Raw genomic sequence first — 14859 nt, forward strand, 5'->3', positions numbered from 1 at the left:
AAGATGGCTTCAGCACAGCATCCTAAAAAAATTGTATTTTATATAGACGTTCAAGGCAGTATACGGGCTCAAGTGGCTGCCAATAAGCATTAGGAACACTCAAGGTCATGGCCTCATTTGAATTTTTAGACGACGAACAAACTGACGGTAACGGTCAGGCCCGTTTCACTGTATTTGGTGTAGGTGGTGGCGGAGGTAACGCTGTACAGCACATGGTGCAGTCTGATATTAAAGGTGTAAAGTTTGTTTGTGCCAATACTGACAAACAAGCCTTGGATCGCATGAATGCCCCATTTAAAATCCAACTGGGTGAACAAAGTACTCGTGGCTTAGGTGCTGGTGCAAATCCTGAAGTCGGTCAGATCGCAGCGGAAGAAAGCCGTGAATTGATTCGTCAACATCTTGAAGGTGCGGATATGGTATTCGTAACCGCAGGAATGGGTGGTGGTACAGGTACAGGTGCAGCACCTGTCGTTGCTGAAATTGCCAAAGAAATGGGAATTTTAACGGTTGGCGTTGTGACGACACCATTTAATTTTGAAGGTCGTCGTCGTCAAAAGTCTGCTGAGAAAGGTATTGAAGCACTTGAGCAGTTTGTAGACTCATTGATTATCATTCCAAATGAGCGCTTGCTGAATGTCTATGGCGACATTTCTATGCAAGATGCTTACCGTAAAGCAGATGACGTGTTGTTAAATGCGGTACGTAGTATCTTTGATCTAGTGGTGCGCCCTGGTCATATTAACCTTGACTTTGCTGACTTGAAAACTGCAATGAGTACTCGTGGTTATGCCATGATGGGTGAGGGCAAAAGCTCTGGGCCAGACCGAGCAGAAGAAGCAGCACGTTTGGCAATCCGTAGTCCATTATTAGATAATGTGAATATTATGAATGCCAAAGGGGTGCTCATTAACATCACTGGCGGTAATGATGTGACCTTACGTGAAACACAAATTATCACTGATGTAGTCAATCAAATTGTTGATTTAGATGAAGGCGAAGTGTTCTTTGGTACAGTTTTTGATCCTGATGCGCGTGATGAAATTCGTGTAACGGTTATCGCAACAGGTTTGACACGTAATTCAAATAATCAGGAAGCTGCGCGTGCGAAAGCAGCAGCGGCTCAGGCACAAGCTGCTGCCATGCAACAGCCACAGCAAATCGTAGAAGATGACGATATTCCTGCGATTCAGCGTCAGTATCAGCCGAATAGTGTACCTGCACGCCCAACTGCACCAGCAGGTGGTAATGCTCGTCCGAACCCGATGAGCATTCAAGATTACTTGAAAAAACAACAAGGTAAGTGATTATTGAATTAATCAATACACTTAAAAGAAAAAAAGGTAGGTGATCAACCTACCTTTTTTGTTTTTTATCAATAATTAAATATGCTAATCTTGAGCAGTTTGTAAAGGTAGAAGACAAGAACAGATGTTGAAACAGCGTACCCTCAAGCGTGTCGTCAAAGCCAGTGGCATTGGTTTACACAGCGGGCAAAAAGTCTTGATTAACTTTGTGCCGCATACGGTTGATTCGGGTATTGTGTTTCGTCGGATCGATCTAGATCCGCCCGTCGATTTGCCTGCAGATGCAATGCTGATTCAGGAAGCATTTATGTGTTCAAATTTGATTCGTGAAGACATCAGAGTTGGAACGATTGAGCATGTGATGAGTGCAATTGCAGCATTAGGAATTGATAATTTAATTGTAGAAGTGTCTGCCTCTGAAGTTCCAATTATGGACGGGAGTGCAGGGCCATTTATTTATCTATTGATGCAAGGTGGTCTTGTTGAACAGGATGCACCAAAGAAATTTATTAAAATTCTAAAACCAATTGAGGCAACACTTGCGGATAAGCGTGCAGCATTTACTCCGCATACTGGTTTTCAGCTTAACTTCACGATTGATTTTGATCATCCTGCTTTTGCGAAAGAATATCAATCTGCCACGATTGATTTTTCAACAGAAACTTTTGTGTATGAAGTGAGTGATGCGCGAACTTTTGGTTTTATGAAAGATTTAGATTTTTTGAAAGCCAATAATCTAGCACTAGGTGCAAGTTTAGAAAATGCGATTGGTGTAGATGATACAGGTGTCATCAATGAAGAAGGGCTGCGCTACGATGATGAATTTGTTCGTCATAAAATTTTAGATGCGGTTGGAGATTTATATCTACTTGGACATCAAATCATTGCAAAATTCGATGCTTACAAATCTGGGCATGCACTCAACAATCAATTGCTCCATCAAGTGAAGAGCGATCCAAGTAATTACGAAATTGTAACATTTAATGACATTGCAGACTGTCCAATTCCATATGTAAGCGTGAGCTAAGCCCTTAAAATCTCAGGCAGGTTTTTAAACTCTACAAAAAAGTAAAATGTAGAAAAAAGAGCAAAATATTGAAAAATAACCTGCCAAATTCACATTGTTACTCTATAACGCTTGCCAAATTGCGTATAGCTTGGCTAAGCTTAGGGTCGTTCACAAACTGTGCTGCGTTTTGTAACATCTGTTGTGTTTCTGCAGACATAGGTTGAATTTTATTTACAGATTTTTTTGGAATGTTTTTTGTACGAAGACGAACTTGAATTTTTTGTAAATCTTTAAATTCTTCTCGTTGAGAAAGTTGTGCAACATAGTGTTGTTGTAAATATCCCAGTTGACTAATCATGGCTTGATTTTCACCTGTGATTGTTAAAACACCTTGTTGATAACAGACCACTTGCCAGTGTTCAGGTTGTGGTAGAAGCGGTTGAATGATTTTTGTCAGTATTTGCCAATATTGAACTTGTTTGGTGAGTTGCTGAATATTTGCAGCCTTGGCTTGGGGTTGATTGGACTGAAATAGATTTTTAGGTTGTGACATGGCAGAGTCCAAATAAGGCTGTGTTCAGTTATCTTAGAAGTTTGTTTTGAGTGAAACAAGAAGCACCAAGGCGGTTTTTTATTATGCTTAGGTTAAGCAGTTTTTAGAGGTTTTTTATGCGCCGTATTTTGTTAGCGTTATCCATATTGGTGACTACACCACTGGCATTTGCAGATCTTATTGATACACCAAATCCAACATCAACTGATCGTTTAGAGCAATTGAGCCGTGCTGTTGCACAAGGTTCATACTCAGTAGAAAGTAATGATGTGGATGAGGCAGATGCAACGCCTTCTGTAAATATTAAGTTACGTGGTCAAAAATCAGTTGAATTTAACAACGCTTCAATTACTAAAAAATATGGTAGCGCCAATCTTTCAGTTCCAAATACAGGTTCAAATTCGAGCGTAATGTCTTGGTTGAAAGCTAATCCATTGCCTGATGTTGTTCGTATAAGTTCACAATATGGAACTCGTTTCTTTGCGGGTAAATCAGAATATCATCCTGGGGTTGATTTGGCTGCACCAAGTGGTACACCTATTTATGCTTCAGGTTCAGGTGTTGTAACACGTTCAGGCTGGGTAAATGGCTACGGTCAAATGATTGAAATTAATCATGGTAATGGCTATATCACACGTTATGCACATGCTTCTCGTTTATTAGTAAGTGTGGGTGAGCGTGTAAAATCAGGTGAAGAAATTGCGAAAGTTGGCTGTACAGGTCGTTGTACAGGGGCGCATTTACACTATGAAATCGTACAAGATGGTCAGCGTAAAAATCCAAGCACCTATCTTGCAATGTTGCCATAAGTATCTAGAGTTCATCACTTAAACCAATAGATCAGAAATAAAAAACCTCTAAACCTCTTTCTTATCTATTGTTCTTTCATAAAATCGCCACATGTTGGCGATTTTTTTGTCAATAAACATTTTTAGGATAACGATTATTTATTTTCTAAATATTGGTATCCATTTGTATTCAAAAGTAGCCATAACTTTTTCAACTAAAACATGGTACAACTAGCGGGTTGTCTAAAATGATTAAGGAAAGGTGAAACATGGCGTATTATGGTGATTCTGACGCACAAGAAACCCTAGAATGGGAAGATGCTTTTGATTCAGTGTTACAACATATGGGAACAGAGCGAGCAGCATTCTTATTAGAAAAACTTTATCAACGCGCAATTGCTAAACATGTTCCTATTCAGCGCCTAAATACTCCATATCTCAATACCATTTCTGTAGAAGAACAGCCTGCTATGCCAGGTGACCAAGATATGGAACGTCGTATCCGTGCTTTGATTCGTTGGAATGCATTGGCGATGGTATTACGTGCCAATAAAACAGGCGATGATTTAGGTGGTCACTTAGCAAGTTTTGCATCTTCAGCAACTTTATACGATGTTGGCTTTAACCATTTCTTCCGTGCCAATAGTGACAGCTTCGGCGGTGACATGATCTATTATCAAGGTCACTGTGCTCCGGGTATCTATGCACGTTCATTCTTAGAAGGTCGTTTGACTGAAGAGCATTTGAATAACTTCCGCCGTGAAGTTGCAGGTGTTGGTCTACCATCTTATCCACATCCCTATTTAATGCCTGATTACTGGCAGTTCCCAACGGTTTCAATGGGTCTTGGTCCAATCATGTCGATTTACCAAGCACACATTCAAAAATATTTGATGAACCGTGGTTTGATTAAAGAAGAAGATCGTAAAGTCTGGGCTTACCTCGGTGACGGTGAAATGGACGAGCCAGAGAGCTTGGGTGCAATTTCACTGGCAGGTCGTGAAAAGTTAGATAACCTGATTTGGGTTGTAAACTGTAACTTGCAACGTCTTGATGGCCCTGTACGTGGTAACGGTAAAATTATCCAAGAACTTGAATCACTGTTCCGTGGCGCAGGCTGGCGTGTGATTAAAGTGGTATGGGGCCGTCATTGGGACCCACTACTTGCAAAAGACAGCACAGGCGCTTTAAAAGCGGTAATGGAAGAGACAGTTGATGGTGAATACCAACGCTATCAAGTGAAAGGTGGTGCATATACACGTGAGAAATTCTTTGGCAAGTACCCAGAAGCTGCGGAACTTGTAAAAGATTTAAGCGATGAAGACATTGATAATCTCAACCGTGGTGGTCATGACCCATACAAAGTTTTTGCTGCATATGCAGAAGCAATGAAAGCTAAGGGTCAACCAACTGTGATCTTGGCAAAAACAGTCAAAGGTTATGGTCTGTCTGAAGAAATTGAAGCGGTCAATAAAACACACCAAATCAAGAAGATGCAGATTGAATCGTTGAAATATGTACGTAACCGTTTCAACTTGCCATTTACCGATGAACAACTCGAAGAGCTTCCATTCTATCGTCCGAGTGAAAACTCACCAGAGATGAAGTACATGAAAGCACGTCGTGAGTCTTTAGGTGGTTACCTGCCTGCACGTCGTAAAGAGAGTGAACAATTAGCAATTCCTGCATTGTCTGTATTTGACTCCGTATTGAGCGGTTCTGGTGGTAAAGAACAATCAACAACCATGGTCATGGTTCGCTTAATTGCTGCATTATTGAAAGAAAAAGCGATTAAAGACCGTGTTGTTCCAATCGTTCCAGATGAAGCACGTACCTTTGGTCTAGAAGGGATGTTCCGTCAGCTCGGTATTTATGCTGCTCACGGTCAAAAATATACCCCAGAAGACCAAGAACAATTGATGCATTACCGTGAAGCAAAAGACGGTCACATGCTTCAAGAAGGGATTAACGAAGCGGGTGCAATGAGTGCATGGGCGGCGTTGGCGACCAGTTATTCAACCAATAACTTGCCAATGATTCCAATGTACATGTACTACTCAATGTTTGGTTTCCAACGTATTGGTGACATTGCGTGGGCAGCAGGCGATGCACAAGCCCAAGGCTTCTTGTTAGGTGCAACGGCAGGCCGTACCACACTCAACGGTGAAGGCTTACAGCACCAAGATGGCCACTCTCATATCTTGGCAAATACCATTCCAAACTGTGTGTCTTATGACCCATGTTTCGGTTATGAATTGGCTGTGATTGTACATGATGGTTTACAACGTATGTATGTCAACCAAGAGCGTGTGTTCTATTACTTAACCGTAATGAACGAGAACTACGAGCATCCTGAAATGCCAAACGGTGCTGAGGAAGGCATCAAACGTGGTATGTACTTGTTCGAACAAGATGAAAAAGCAACCGTTCAGTTGATGGGTTCGGGTGTCATCCTTCGTGAAGTGATTAAAGCTGCGAAAATCTTACGTGATGAATATCAAATCCATTCAAACGTATGGAGTGTAACAAGCTTCAACGAATTGGCACGCGATGGTATGGCATGTGAAGAATACAACCGCCTACATCCAGTTGCTGAAGATGTGAAAGAATCTTGGGTATCTCAACAATTACGCGGTACTGAAGGTATTGTGGTTTCTGCAACAGATCACATGCGTGCCTATAGCGAACAAATCCGTGCTTATCTTCCAGATGGTCGTCCATTTGTTGCGTTGGGTACAGACGGTTTTGGTCGTTCAGATACGCGTGCCAACCTACGTAGCTACTTCGGTGTAGATGCTGCACATATCGTAGTTGCAACTTTGAAAAAGTTGGCTGACGAAGGTGAAGTTGACGCACGTTTAGTCAAAGATGCGATTTCTAACTTTGAGTTGGATACAGACCGTCCAGTCGCATGGGCACCACAAGCACACCCTGAACTGCATGCTGTTGCAGACTATAAAGAGGAGAACTAATCATGCAAATTACGACTCCTGATATTGGTGTAGATAAAGCAACAGTTGCTGAAATCTTGGTCAAAGTTGGCGACAGTATTGCTGAAAATGACAGTTTGGTTTTGCTTGAATCTGATAAAGCCTCTGTTGAAGTGCCTAGCACTTCAGCAGGTGTGGTCAAAAGCATTTTGATCAAAGAAGGCGATAGCGTTGCTGAAGGTACGGTGCTTATTGAACTTGAAGCTGCGGGTGCAGCACCTGCTGCAAAAGCAGAAGAAGTTGCAAAGCCTGCGCCAGTCGCTGAAACCGCACAGCCAGTTGCTGCACAAGCAGCAACTCAACCAGCAGTTGCAACCAGCAGCCAAGTGGTTGATGTTCAAGTACCTGACATTGGTGTAGAAAAAGCCCTTGTTGCTGAAATCTTGGTAAAAGTCGGCGACAGCATTGCAGAAAACGACAGTCTTGTTTTGCTTGAATCCGATAAAGCTTCAGTTGAAGTGCCAAGTACAGTGTCTGGTACGATTGAAAGCATTGAAGTTAAACAAGGTGACAGCGTTAAAGAAGGTGTGATTTTAATTAAAGTTAAAACAACCTCTGCTGCTGCACCAGCACCTGTCGCTCCAGTTTCTGAAACGCCAGCTCCTGCTGCACCAGTCGCTCAAGCGGCTGCACCTGCACCAGCAGCACAACCTGCGGGTGATGTTGAAATTCAAGTGCCTGATCTGGGTGTTGATAAAGCGGTTGTGGCTGAAATCCTGGTTCAGGTCGGTGACAAAGTTGACGTTGACCAAAGCTTGGTGGTGGTTGAGTCAGACAAAGCAACAGTTGAAGTTCCAAGTACTGTTGCGGGTGTGGTGAAAGCCATTCACCTACAGTCTGGACAAAACGTGTCACAAGGTATCTTGCTTGCAACGATTGCAGTTGAAGGTCAAGCAGCAGCACCAGTTGCAGCAGCGCCTGCACCTGCTGCAGCGAAAACAGCGCTTGCACCAGTCGCAGCACCAGCAGCCAAAGTTGAAGCTCCAGCCGTAGAAGCTCATGGTGCAGATAAACTGACTAAAGAACAGCAAGCTGCAAATGCGAAAGTGTATGCAGGCCCAGCAGTTCGTAAGTTGGCGCGTGAATTGGGCGTGGTTTTATCTCAAGTAAAAACAACGGGTGATCATGGCCGTGTCATGAAAGACGATGTTTATGCTTATGTAAAACAGCGTTTAACAGCACCAGTTGAAGCACCTAAAGCGGCGGCTGCGCCAGTTGCATCAGGCTTGCCGTCATTACCAGACTTCAGTGCCTTTGGTGGTGTTGAAGAGAAAGTCTTGACGCGCTTGCAGCAAGTTTCAATTCCACAATTGTCATTGAATAACTTTATTCCACAAGTGACTCAGTTTGACCTCGCGGATATTACTGAGCTTGAAGCGTGGCGTAATGATCTTAAAGGCAACTTTAAGAAAGAAGGCATTAGCCTGACCATTATGGCATTCATCATCAAGGCTGTTGCTCACTTGCTTAAAGAAGAGCGTGAGTTTGCAGGTCACTTGTCAGATGATGGTAAATCGGTCTTGCTCCGTAACGAAATCCATATGGGGATTGCTGTTGCAACCCCAGATGGTTTGACGGTTCCTGTGTTGCGTAATCCAGACCAAAAAACCATTAAGCAAATTGCGGTTGAGTTGGGTGTCTTGGGTCAAAAAGCGCGTGATAAGAAATTGTCACCGAAAGACTTGCAAGGTGCAAACTTCACGATTTCAAGCTTGGGTGCAATTGGCGGCACAGCATTTACACCATTGGTGAACTGGCCTCAAGTGGCGATCTTGGGTATTTCTCCAGCAACCATGCAGCCAGTATGGAATGGTAAAGACTTTGCACCGCGCTTAATGTTGCCGTTATCGTTGTCTTATGATCACCGTGTCATTAACGGTGCGGATGCTGCACGTTTTAGCAACAAGTTGACTAAACTTCTTGCCGATATTCGTAGTTTGTTACTCTAATTTTTTGAGTAAAAATGAACATTTAAAACCTCGCTTCGGCGGGGTTTTTTTATAGGAATTATTTTAGAAAATGCAGAATAAAACCTTTAAAAGTTTAAAAAAATACATAAAATAGCTGAAAATAAAAGCATTTTTGGTTGGTTAAATGAAAGCTCAGCAGTCATATCTATGGGGATATCTGAGCATGATGCTACCCTTTGCATTATTAATTTTATTGTTGATGTTTGCTTGGGTGAGTTTCTTGGATTTCCCGTGGTCTTGGGTAAATTATGGGGTATTAGGCATTGAAGCGATTGCCGCTATTTTTGTATTGATTGCTGAATATGAGGGGATGCGTACGCAAGGCGCAGCGGGATGGACGAGTTTTGCTTTCGTGATACTGAGTGCATATTTTGGATTTATTTTGCTGTTGGCGCGTTTAATGGTGTGGGGCTACTTTAAATTTATTGTCTAATATGAAATGAAGTGTTTGGATCTATTTAGAGAGTTACTGAACAATGAGAGCAAAAGGATTTATGGCTTGCTTATTGGTGTGATGAAGAATAGGTCAATGAGTTGTGAAAGGCTAAGAGAAGTGACTTGAACAAGCACTGGGCTTGTTCAAGTTAGACAGTATTTTTAAACAGCGACAGAATCGTGATGTATCTGGCTTACTTTCTGCGTTTGGCGATTATCCCAAAGTTGTTGGGGAATCATCACAAAGCCATCGAATAATGCGCGTGCAGTTCGAATAAAGCCACAGCCTGTAATTTGCTGTTGTTCATTTCGTTCCAGTAACACGGTAAAACGTCCTGTTGGATGCTCAATGTTCAATCGCTGTTTTAAATCATTTGAGGTTTGTGCAACATCAAAGGCGACTGTGCCTTCAATCAGACAAGCAGTTGCGACACTGGTCGCACCAAATACGCCAATTGCAGCATGGCATTTATGTGGAATAAAGGTGCGAGTATGAATAGTACCACCGCGAATGGCAGGCGAAACAATCGACATTTTCGGAACAGTCTTGTTGCTGACATCGCCTAGATTCATTTTCTGCCCAGCGACTAAGCGAATAGCTTCGATTTGCTGTTTCAGCTTAATGTTGCTATCGAGTTGTTGCGGACTTTCAGTGCCGATAATCCCAAGATCAGCAGCATTAATAAGTACCACAGGCATGCCATTATCAATGCAGGTCACTGAAACACCATAAATGGTGTCTTTGACGTTGCCTGTGGGTAACAGGCTGCCACAAGTTGAACCTTCAATATTCTGGAAGTTTAAAATCACTTCGGCAGAAGGTTGTGGGACACCATCAATATAAGTATCACCGACATAATTCACTTCGGCATTTGGGGTTTGAATGGTGACTTTGGCAAGCTGTTCGGTATTTTGCATAAAAATTCGAACAGTGGTGCTGTCGGCTTGAGCAGCAATTAAGCCACGCTCGACAGCAAACGGTGCAACGCCTGACAGAATGTTGCCACAGTTTTGCCCATAATCCACCACAGCTTTTTCGACATTGACCTGTGCAAACAGATAGTCAACATCGGCATCCGCACGTGAGGATTGGGATACAATCGCAACCTTACTGGTCAGTGAGTCTCCACCACCAATGCCATCAATTTGACGTGCATCGGGAGATCCCATCACAGCAAGCAAGACCTGATCACGTAGAGCAGGGTTCTGCGGTAAATCAGACGCTAAAAAATATGCTGCTTTTGAGGTTCCTCCTCGCATCAGCATGCACCGTATTTTTGTTTGCATGGTCTTAACCTTCCAAGTCTTCCAAGCGATCTACATAAACCAGCCCTTTTTCTTCCAGTCTTGGGCGCATGTTGTAAATATCTAAGCCAAGTTCGCCATTGGCCATACGAACACGTTTAGATTCTTCCAAATCCATACGTTTTTGGCTTAGGTCTTGAACTTTTGCAACTTCTTCACGTGCAACCACAACCACGCCATCATCATCGGCAACAATCGCATCGCCTGGATTGATGAATTGGTCTGCACATACGATTGGAACATTCACTGAACCTAAAGTTTCTTTCACTGTACCTTGTGAATACACGGCACGTGACCAAACGTGGAAACCCATTTCACGTAGCACATGGCTGTCACGGATGCCGATATCACCAACCAAACCAATCACGCCACGTGATTTCATTGAAGTTGCAAGCAAGTCACCAAAGAAACCATCAGTACATGGAGAAGTCGGTGCAACTACAATAATGTCACCGGGTTGACATTGTTCAACGGCAACGTGGAACATCCAGTTATCGCCTGGGGCAACTGATAATGTCACCGCAGAACCCGCAATGGTCACGCCTTGTTGAATTGGGCGAATGCGCGGTGCAAGCAAACCTTTACGACCTTGTGCTTCATGAACAGTAGCCACACCGTATTCGGCTAATTTTTTAACGGTTTCAACGTCTGCGCGGTCGATGTTACGAACAACGACACCTTTACGTCCGAGTAGACTCATGCCAAATCCTCTGTTACACGCGGGAAGATGCTTTGATAAGCTTCTGCGTAAACAATATTTTTGGCACTGGTAATGCCGATATTACGTTTTGCTTGAACACCACGTTGTAATGCAACGCGAGTGTAGTATTCCCACAAATGTTCTTGACCTTGCATGCACTGAATCGCCGCGTATTTTTTGTCCCAAACGCTGGTAATGTCGAGGAACACATCGGGTTTCCAGTTACATTGCTCAGGTTGGTGCGGTTCAAAGCAGTAGAATGGCGGCGCACCAATGATTTTTTGACCGGGATTGTGACCTTCTGCCTGTGCAATGATGCGTGCTTCTTGCGCCAAATGTGTTGCACGAGGGTGGTCGTAGTTGTACGGGTCTTGTAGTGAATGGCTCATCACAAAACTTGGTTGTAACTCACGGTAAATATCCGCCAGTTTAAAAATGATGTCGTTGTTGGTTGGTAATGGATAATCGCCCAAATTTAAAAATTCAATACTTGCACCCAGCGCTTCAGCGGCTGCACGCGCTTCTTGCTCACGGACTTCTTTTACTCTTTCTTCGGTCATCCCTGCCTGACGCCACAATTTTGCAGACTCGCCACGCTCACCATATGACAAACAAACCACATGCATGTTATAGCCTTGTTCTTTATGCAGTGCGATTGCACCACCTGCACGCCACACGAAATCCGCCGAGTGGGCACTGATTACAAGACCTGATTTTTTTGCAGTATTGTCATTCATAGATAATCTCCTTTGTACAAGCATATTCACATGTGCTAAAAGGAAAAGGTAATGACTTTAACTCGTAGAGATATGAGTTTTATTTATGCTGAAAACCCATAGGAAATGACGATGTGCTCCAATCCGCAAACTGTTAATTTGATGCAGTTAAAGTTCTTTTTGGTGGTGGCAACATTTCAGAATATTTCCAAAGCTGCCGAGCATTTATTTCGCACGCAGTCCGCAGTGACACGGGCAATCAGTGACTTAGAACATCAGCTGAATAGTCAATTGTTTGAACGACATCATAATGGGGTGATTCTGACCGAAATCGGGCAGCATATTTATACCCAAGCACAAGCCGCAATTCGGGAGTTGCAGCAGATTCCGATTTTAGTCAAACAACAACACGCAGAGTCTACAGAAAACTTACCCGAACCTTTCTTTTTATATAATACGCGTCGTTTAGAGATTTTTGCCACGCTGTATTTAACCAAAGGCATGAAAAATACCGCATCGCTATTGCACATTACTCAGCCTGCGGTCAGTTCAGCGATTAAGTTGCTTGAAGAATCACTCAAGACCGAGCTGTTTATCCGTACTCCAAATGGCATTAAAGCCACGCCCATTTGTGATCAGGTTCAGGAAAATATCAAACGCTGTCTGAATATCATTGCCGATATTCCCAATCAGGCCGCCAATTTTTTTGGGCAGTTACAGGGCACAGTGAAAATCGGGGCATTGCCACTGATTCGAACTTACATCTTACCCAAAGCGATTGCCATGTTAGCTGCGCAATATCCCAATATTCATTTTCTGACCTTTGAAAATGCCTATGAGTCCTTGGTGGCGCAGCTACGCGCGGGGGATATTGATTTTATTGTGGGGGCATTACGTCCACAGGAACAGTCATCTGATCTGGAAAATCAGATTTTGTTTGAAGAAAATATGTTTATGGTGGTGCGTGCCAAGCATCCATTGTTGCGTAAAGCGACTTTAAAACCGCGTGATCTGTTACAGGCACAGTGGATTTTGCCACGATCTAACGCACCTGCTCGGCAGCTATTTGAAGAGAATTTTGCTTCACTTGAGTTGCCTGCACCACAACCGACCATCGAAACGGGGGATCTGGCGCTGACACGTGGCTTGCTGTTGCAGTCCAACATGATCGCAGTGGTGTCAGCACAGCAAATGAAATATGAGTTAGATCAAGGCTTAATCAAAAAATTACCTTTTGAATTACAACAGACTACCCGACAAATCGGACTGATTTTTCGTAAAAATAGTGTGCAGTCTGCGGCCAGTCAGGCATTGATTGAGTGTATTCAAAATAGTGTTATTTAACATTAATATATTGAATAATAATGAATAATTTTTATTTTAGGCTAAAGTCGAATATAAATAAAAATCATACCTGTCGTGGTGAAACGCATTATCTTTTCTAGGCAAACAGTTATAAAAATAGCCACATGAATAGAGCTTGATCTTGGTGCAATAGGTGGTTCACATCGGCGCATCCAAGACTGATAAAAGATGATGAAGGATTTAGCACAAGGAAGAGGTAGGCTGTCGTACAGATGATGAGCTTGAAAATCGCATCTTAACAATCGCTTATTTTTAGATTAATCAATCTTCTCCATCACTAGAAAATGGTATTGCATAGTGCCATGGAGTTGTTTTGCCTAAATATTCACCTTCAACAAGGTGAGCAATGGAAAAAGCATATGGATATATTCAATGAATTAAAAACCAAACCCATGAATAGCTATCGCTGGCTGCTTGTGGCACTGTGTATTTTACTGAATGTTGTCGATGGTTATGATGTGCAAGTCATGTCATTTACTGCGGCATCGGTATCAAAGGAATGGGCACTTTCAGGTTCAGAATTAGGCATTTTAATCAGTCTGGGCTTGATTGGGATGGCAGTAGGTTCATTGTTTATTGCCCCAATCGCGGACTCGGTTGGTCGCCGCACCATCATTCTCTTTTGTTTATTATTGTCTGGCATCACCATGTTGGTGAGTAGTCATGCAGATTCTGCATTCCAGTTGGGAACATTACGCTTTATTACAGGAATTGGGATTGGTGGCTTGTTAACCAATGGCGCGGTAATGGCCAATGAGTTCTCAACCACAAAATGGAAAAACCTTTCCGTTGCCTTGTTATCGACAGGGTATGCGATGGGTGCTGTGTTTGGTGGCATGATCGCATTCCGTCTGATTGGAACTGTGGGCTGGCGTACCGTGTTCTTATGTGGTGGTCTATTCACTTTGGCTGTACTGGTACTCGTTTACTTTGTTTTGCCTGAATCTGTTGAATATCAATTGATTAAACGTAAACCAAATACTTTGGAACGCATCAACAAGACTTTAGCAAAATTTAAAATCAGTACGATTGAGGCTTTCCCAGCTTATCAGCAGGTTTCAACAGGTAAAGTGACCATTGTGAGTCTATTCAAAGGTCAACTCAAAGTTCGCACATTGTTTGTCTGGGTTGCTTTTTTCTCGGTGATGGCAGGTCAGTACTTTATTTTGACTTGGACACCAAAATTACTCTCTATGGCAGGTATGACACCTGAACAAGGAGTAAGCTTAGGAATTATCTTGAACTTTGGTGGAATTTTCGGTGCGATCTTGATGGCATTCTTGACCGTGCGCTTCAAAATCCATTTTGTGCTATCCACCTTCTTTGCAGCAACAGCAGTATGTATCACAGTATTTGTATTGAACTCTGGGGACTACACCAGTGCCATGTGGATCGCGGTACTTGTAGGTGTCTTTAACAATGGTTGTGTCGCGGGGATGTATGCGTTAGCGAACAGCACCTATGACACAGAAGTTCGTGCAACAGGTGTAGGTTCTGCAATTACCATGGGCCGTTTGGGTGGAATTCTCTCACCTTTGGGGGCGGGCTATTTATTGGATGCAGGCGTAAAACCATTACACCTATACAACTTCGATGCCGTGTTATTTGGGGTCGGATGTGTGATGATCGTCTTGATGTACATCGCTGTTCGCAAACAAAATTTGGGTAAAACTGTCGCTCAGACACAACAACATACCACACCATAAATTAACAAAAAATCC

12 protein-coding genes are annotated in these 14859 nt (G+C 42.9%); 8 read left to right on the plus strand and 4 right to left on the minus strand.

All coding sequences use genetic code 11. From position 1 onward, the window contains the following. Positions 1-107: 107 nt before the first annotated feature. Both ftsZ and lpxC read left to right on the plus strand, forming a co-directional pair. Entirely contained in the window at positions 108-1307 is a 1200-nt protein-coding gene (ftsZ, locus tag GBN19_RS06220) for a cell division protein FtsZ (protein WP_151709809.1), read from the plus strand. A 124-nt stretch (positions 1308-1431) separates the two neighbouring features. Next, complete coding sequence (lpxC, locus tag GBN19_RS06225) at positions 1432-2334, plus strand: UDP-3-O-acyl-N-acetylglucosamine deacetylase (RefSeq protein ID WP_151709808.1); 903 nt, start codon at positions 1432-1434, stop codon at positions 2332-2334. Between the two features lie 97 nt (positions 2335-2431). Here the strand turns inward: lpxC and GBN19_RS06230 are convergent, their stop codons facing one another. Next, entirely contained in the window at positions 2432-2869 is a 438-nt protein-coding gene (locus GBN19_RS06230; protein ID WP_151709807.1) for a DciA family protein, read from the minus strand. A gap of 116 nt (positions 2870-2985) precedes the next feature. Between GBN19_RS06230 and GBN19_RS06235 the strand changes: the two genes are divergently transcribed. The 4 genes from GBN19_RS06235 (at position 2986) to GBN19_RS06250 (ending at position 9050) form a co-directional block, all read left to right on the plus strand. After that, a complete protein-coding gene (locus GBN19_RS06235; protein WP_151709806.1) occupies positions 2986-3678 on the plus strand; it encodes a M23 family metallopeptidase in 693 nt (230 codons plus the stop codon). A gap of 248 nt (positions 3679-3926) precedes the next feature. Then, positions 3927-6629, plus strand: coding sequence for a pyruvate dehydrogenase (acetyl-transferring), homodimeric type (aceE, locus tag GBN19_RS06240; protein ID WP_151709805.1), 2703 nt, complete (start codon positions 3927-3929; stop codon positions 6627-6629). Between the two features lie 2 nt (positions 6630-6631). Next, positions 6632-8596, plus strand: coding sequence for a 2-oxo acid dehydrogenase subunit E2 (locus tag GBN19_RS06245; RefSeq protein WP_151777538.1), 1965 nt, complete (start codon positions 6632-6634; stop codon positions 8594-8596). Positions 8597-8780: 184 nt separating this feature from the next. Further along, positions 8781-9050 carry a hypothetical protein gene (locus GBN19_RS06250; RefSeq protein WP_151777539.1) on the plus strand — a complete coding sequence of 90 codons (270 nt, stop codon included), beginning with the start codon at positions 8781-8783 and terminating at the stop codon, positions 9048-9050. Positions 9051-9214: 164 nt separating this feature from the next. On the opposite strand, the gene GBN19_RS06255 is transcribed toward GBN19_RS06250, so the two are convergent. Genes GBN19_RS06255 through GBN19_RS06265 form a run of 3 tightly spaced genes read right to left on the minus strand, consistent with a single transcriptional unit; the run spans position 9215 to position 11818 of the window. Continuing rightward, complete coding sequence (locus tag GBN19_RS06255) at positions 9215-10339, minus strand: 4-oxalomesaconate tautomerase (RefSeq protein ID WP_151777540.1); 1125 nt, start codon at positions 10337-10339, stop codon at positions 9215-9217. Between the two features lie 4 nt (positions 10340-10343). After that, positions 10344-11057: a 4-carboxy-4-hydroxy-2-oxoadipate aldolase/oxaloacetate decarboxylase gene (locus GBN19_RS06260; RefSeq protein ID WP_151709801.1), complete on the minus strand. Its 714-nt coding sequence runs from the start codon at positions 11055-11057 to the stop codon at positions 10344-10346. Then, on the minus strand, positions 11054-11818 hold the full coding sequence (locus GBN19_RS06265) for a PIG-L deacetylase family protein (RefSeq protein WP_375707857.1): 765 nt from the start codon (positions 11816-11818) through the stop codon (positions 11054-11056). The genes GBN19_RS06260 and GBN19_RS06265 overlap by 4 nt, the downstream gene beginning before the upstream one ends. 87 nt (positions 11819-11905) lie before the next feature. On the opposite strand from GBN19_RS06265, the gene GBN19_RS06270 reads away from it, so the two are divergent. Both GBN19_RS06270 and GBN19_RS06275 read left to right on the plus strand, forming a co-directional pair. Next, a complete protein-coding gene (locus GBN19_RS06270; protein ID WP_151777541.1) occupies positions 11906-13117 on the plus strand; it encodes a LysR substrate-binding domain-containing protein in 1212 nt (403 codons plus the stop codon). Positions 13118-13497: 380 nt separating this feature from the next. Continuing rightward, positions 13498-14844 carry an MFS transporter gene (locus GBN19_RS06275; protein ID WP_151777542.1) on the plus strand — a complete coding sequence of 449 codons (1347 nt, stop codon included), beginning with the start codon at positions 13498-13500 and terminating at the stop codon, positions 14842-14844. The last annotated feature ends 15 nt before the right edge of the window (positions 14845-14859 follow it).

Origin of the sequence: Acinetobacter brisouii, assembly GCF_008993995.1 — a bacterium.
GTDB classification, from domain to species: domain Bacteria; phylum Pseudomonadota; class Gammaproteobacteria; order Pseudomonadales; family Moraxellaceae; genus Acinetobacter; species Acinetobacter brisouii_A.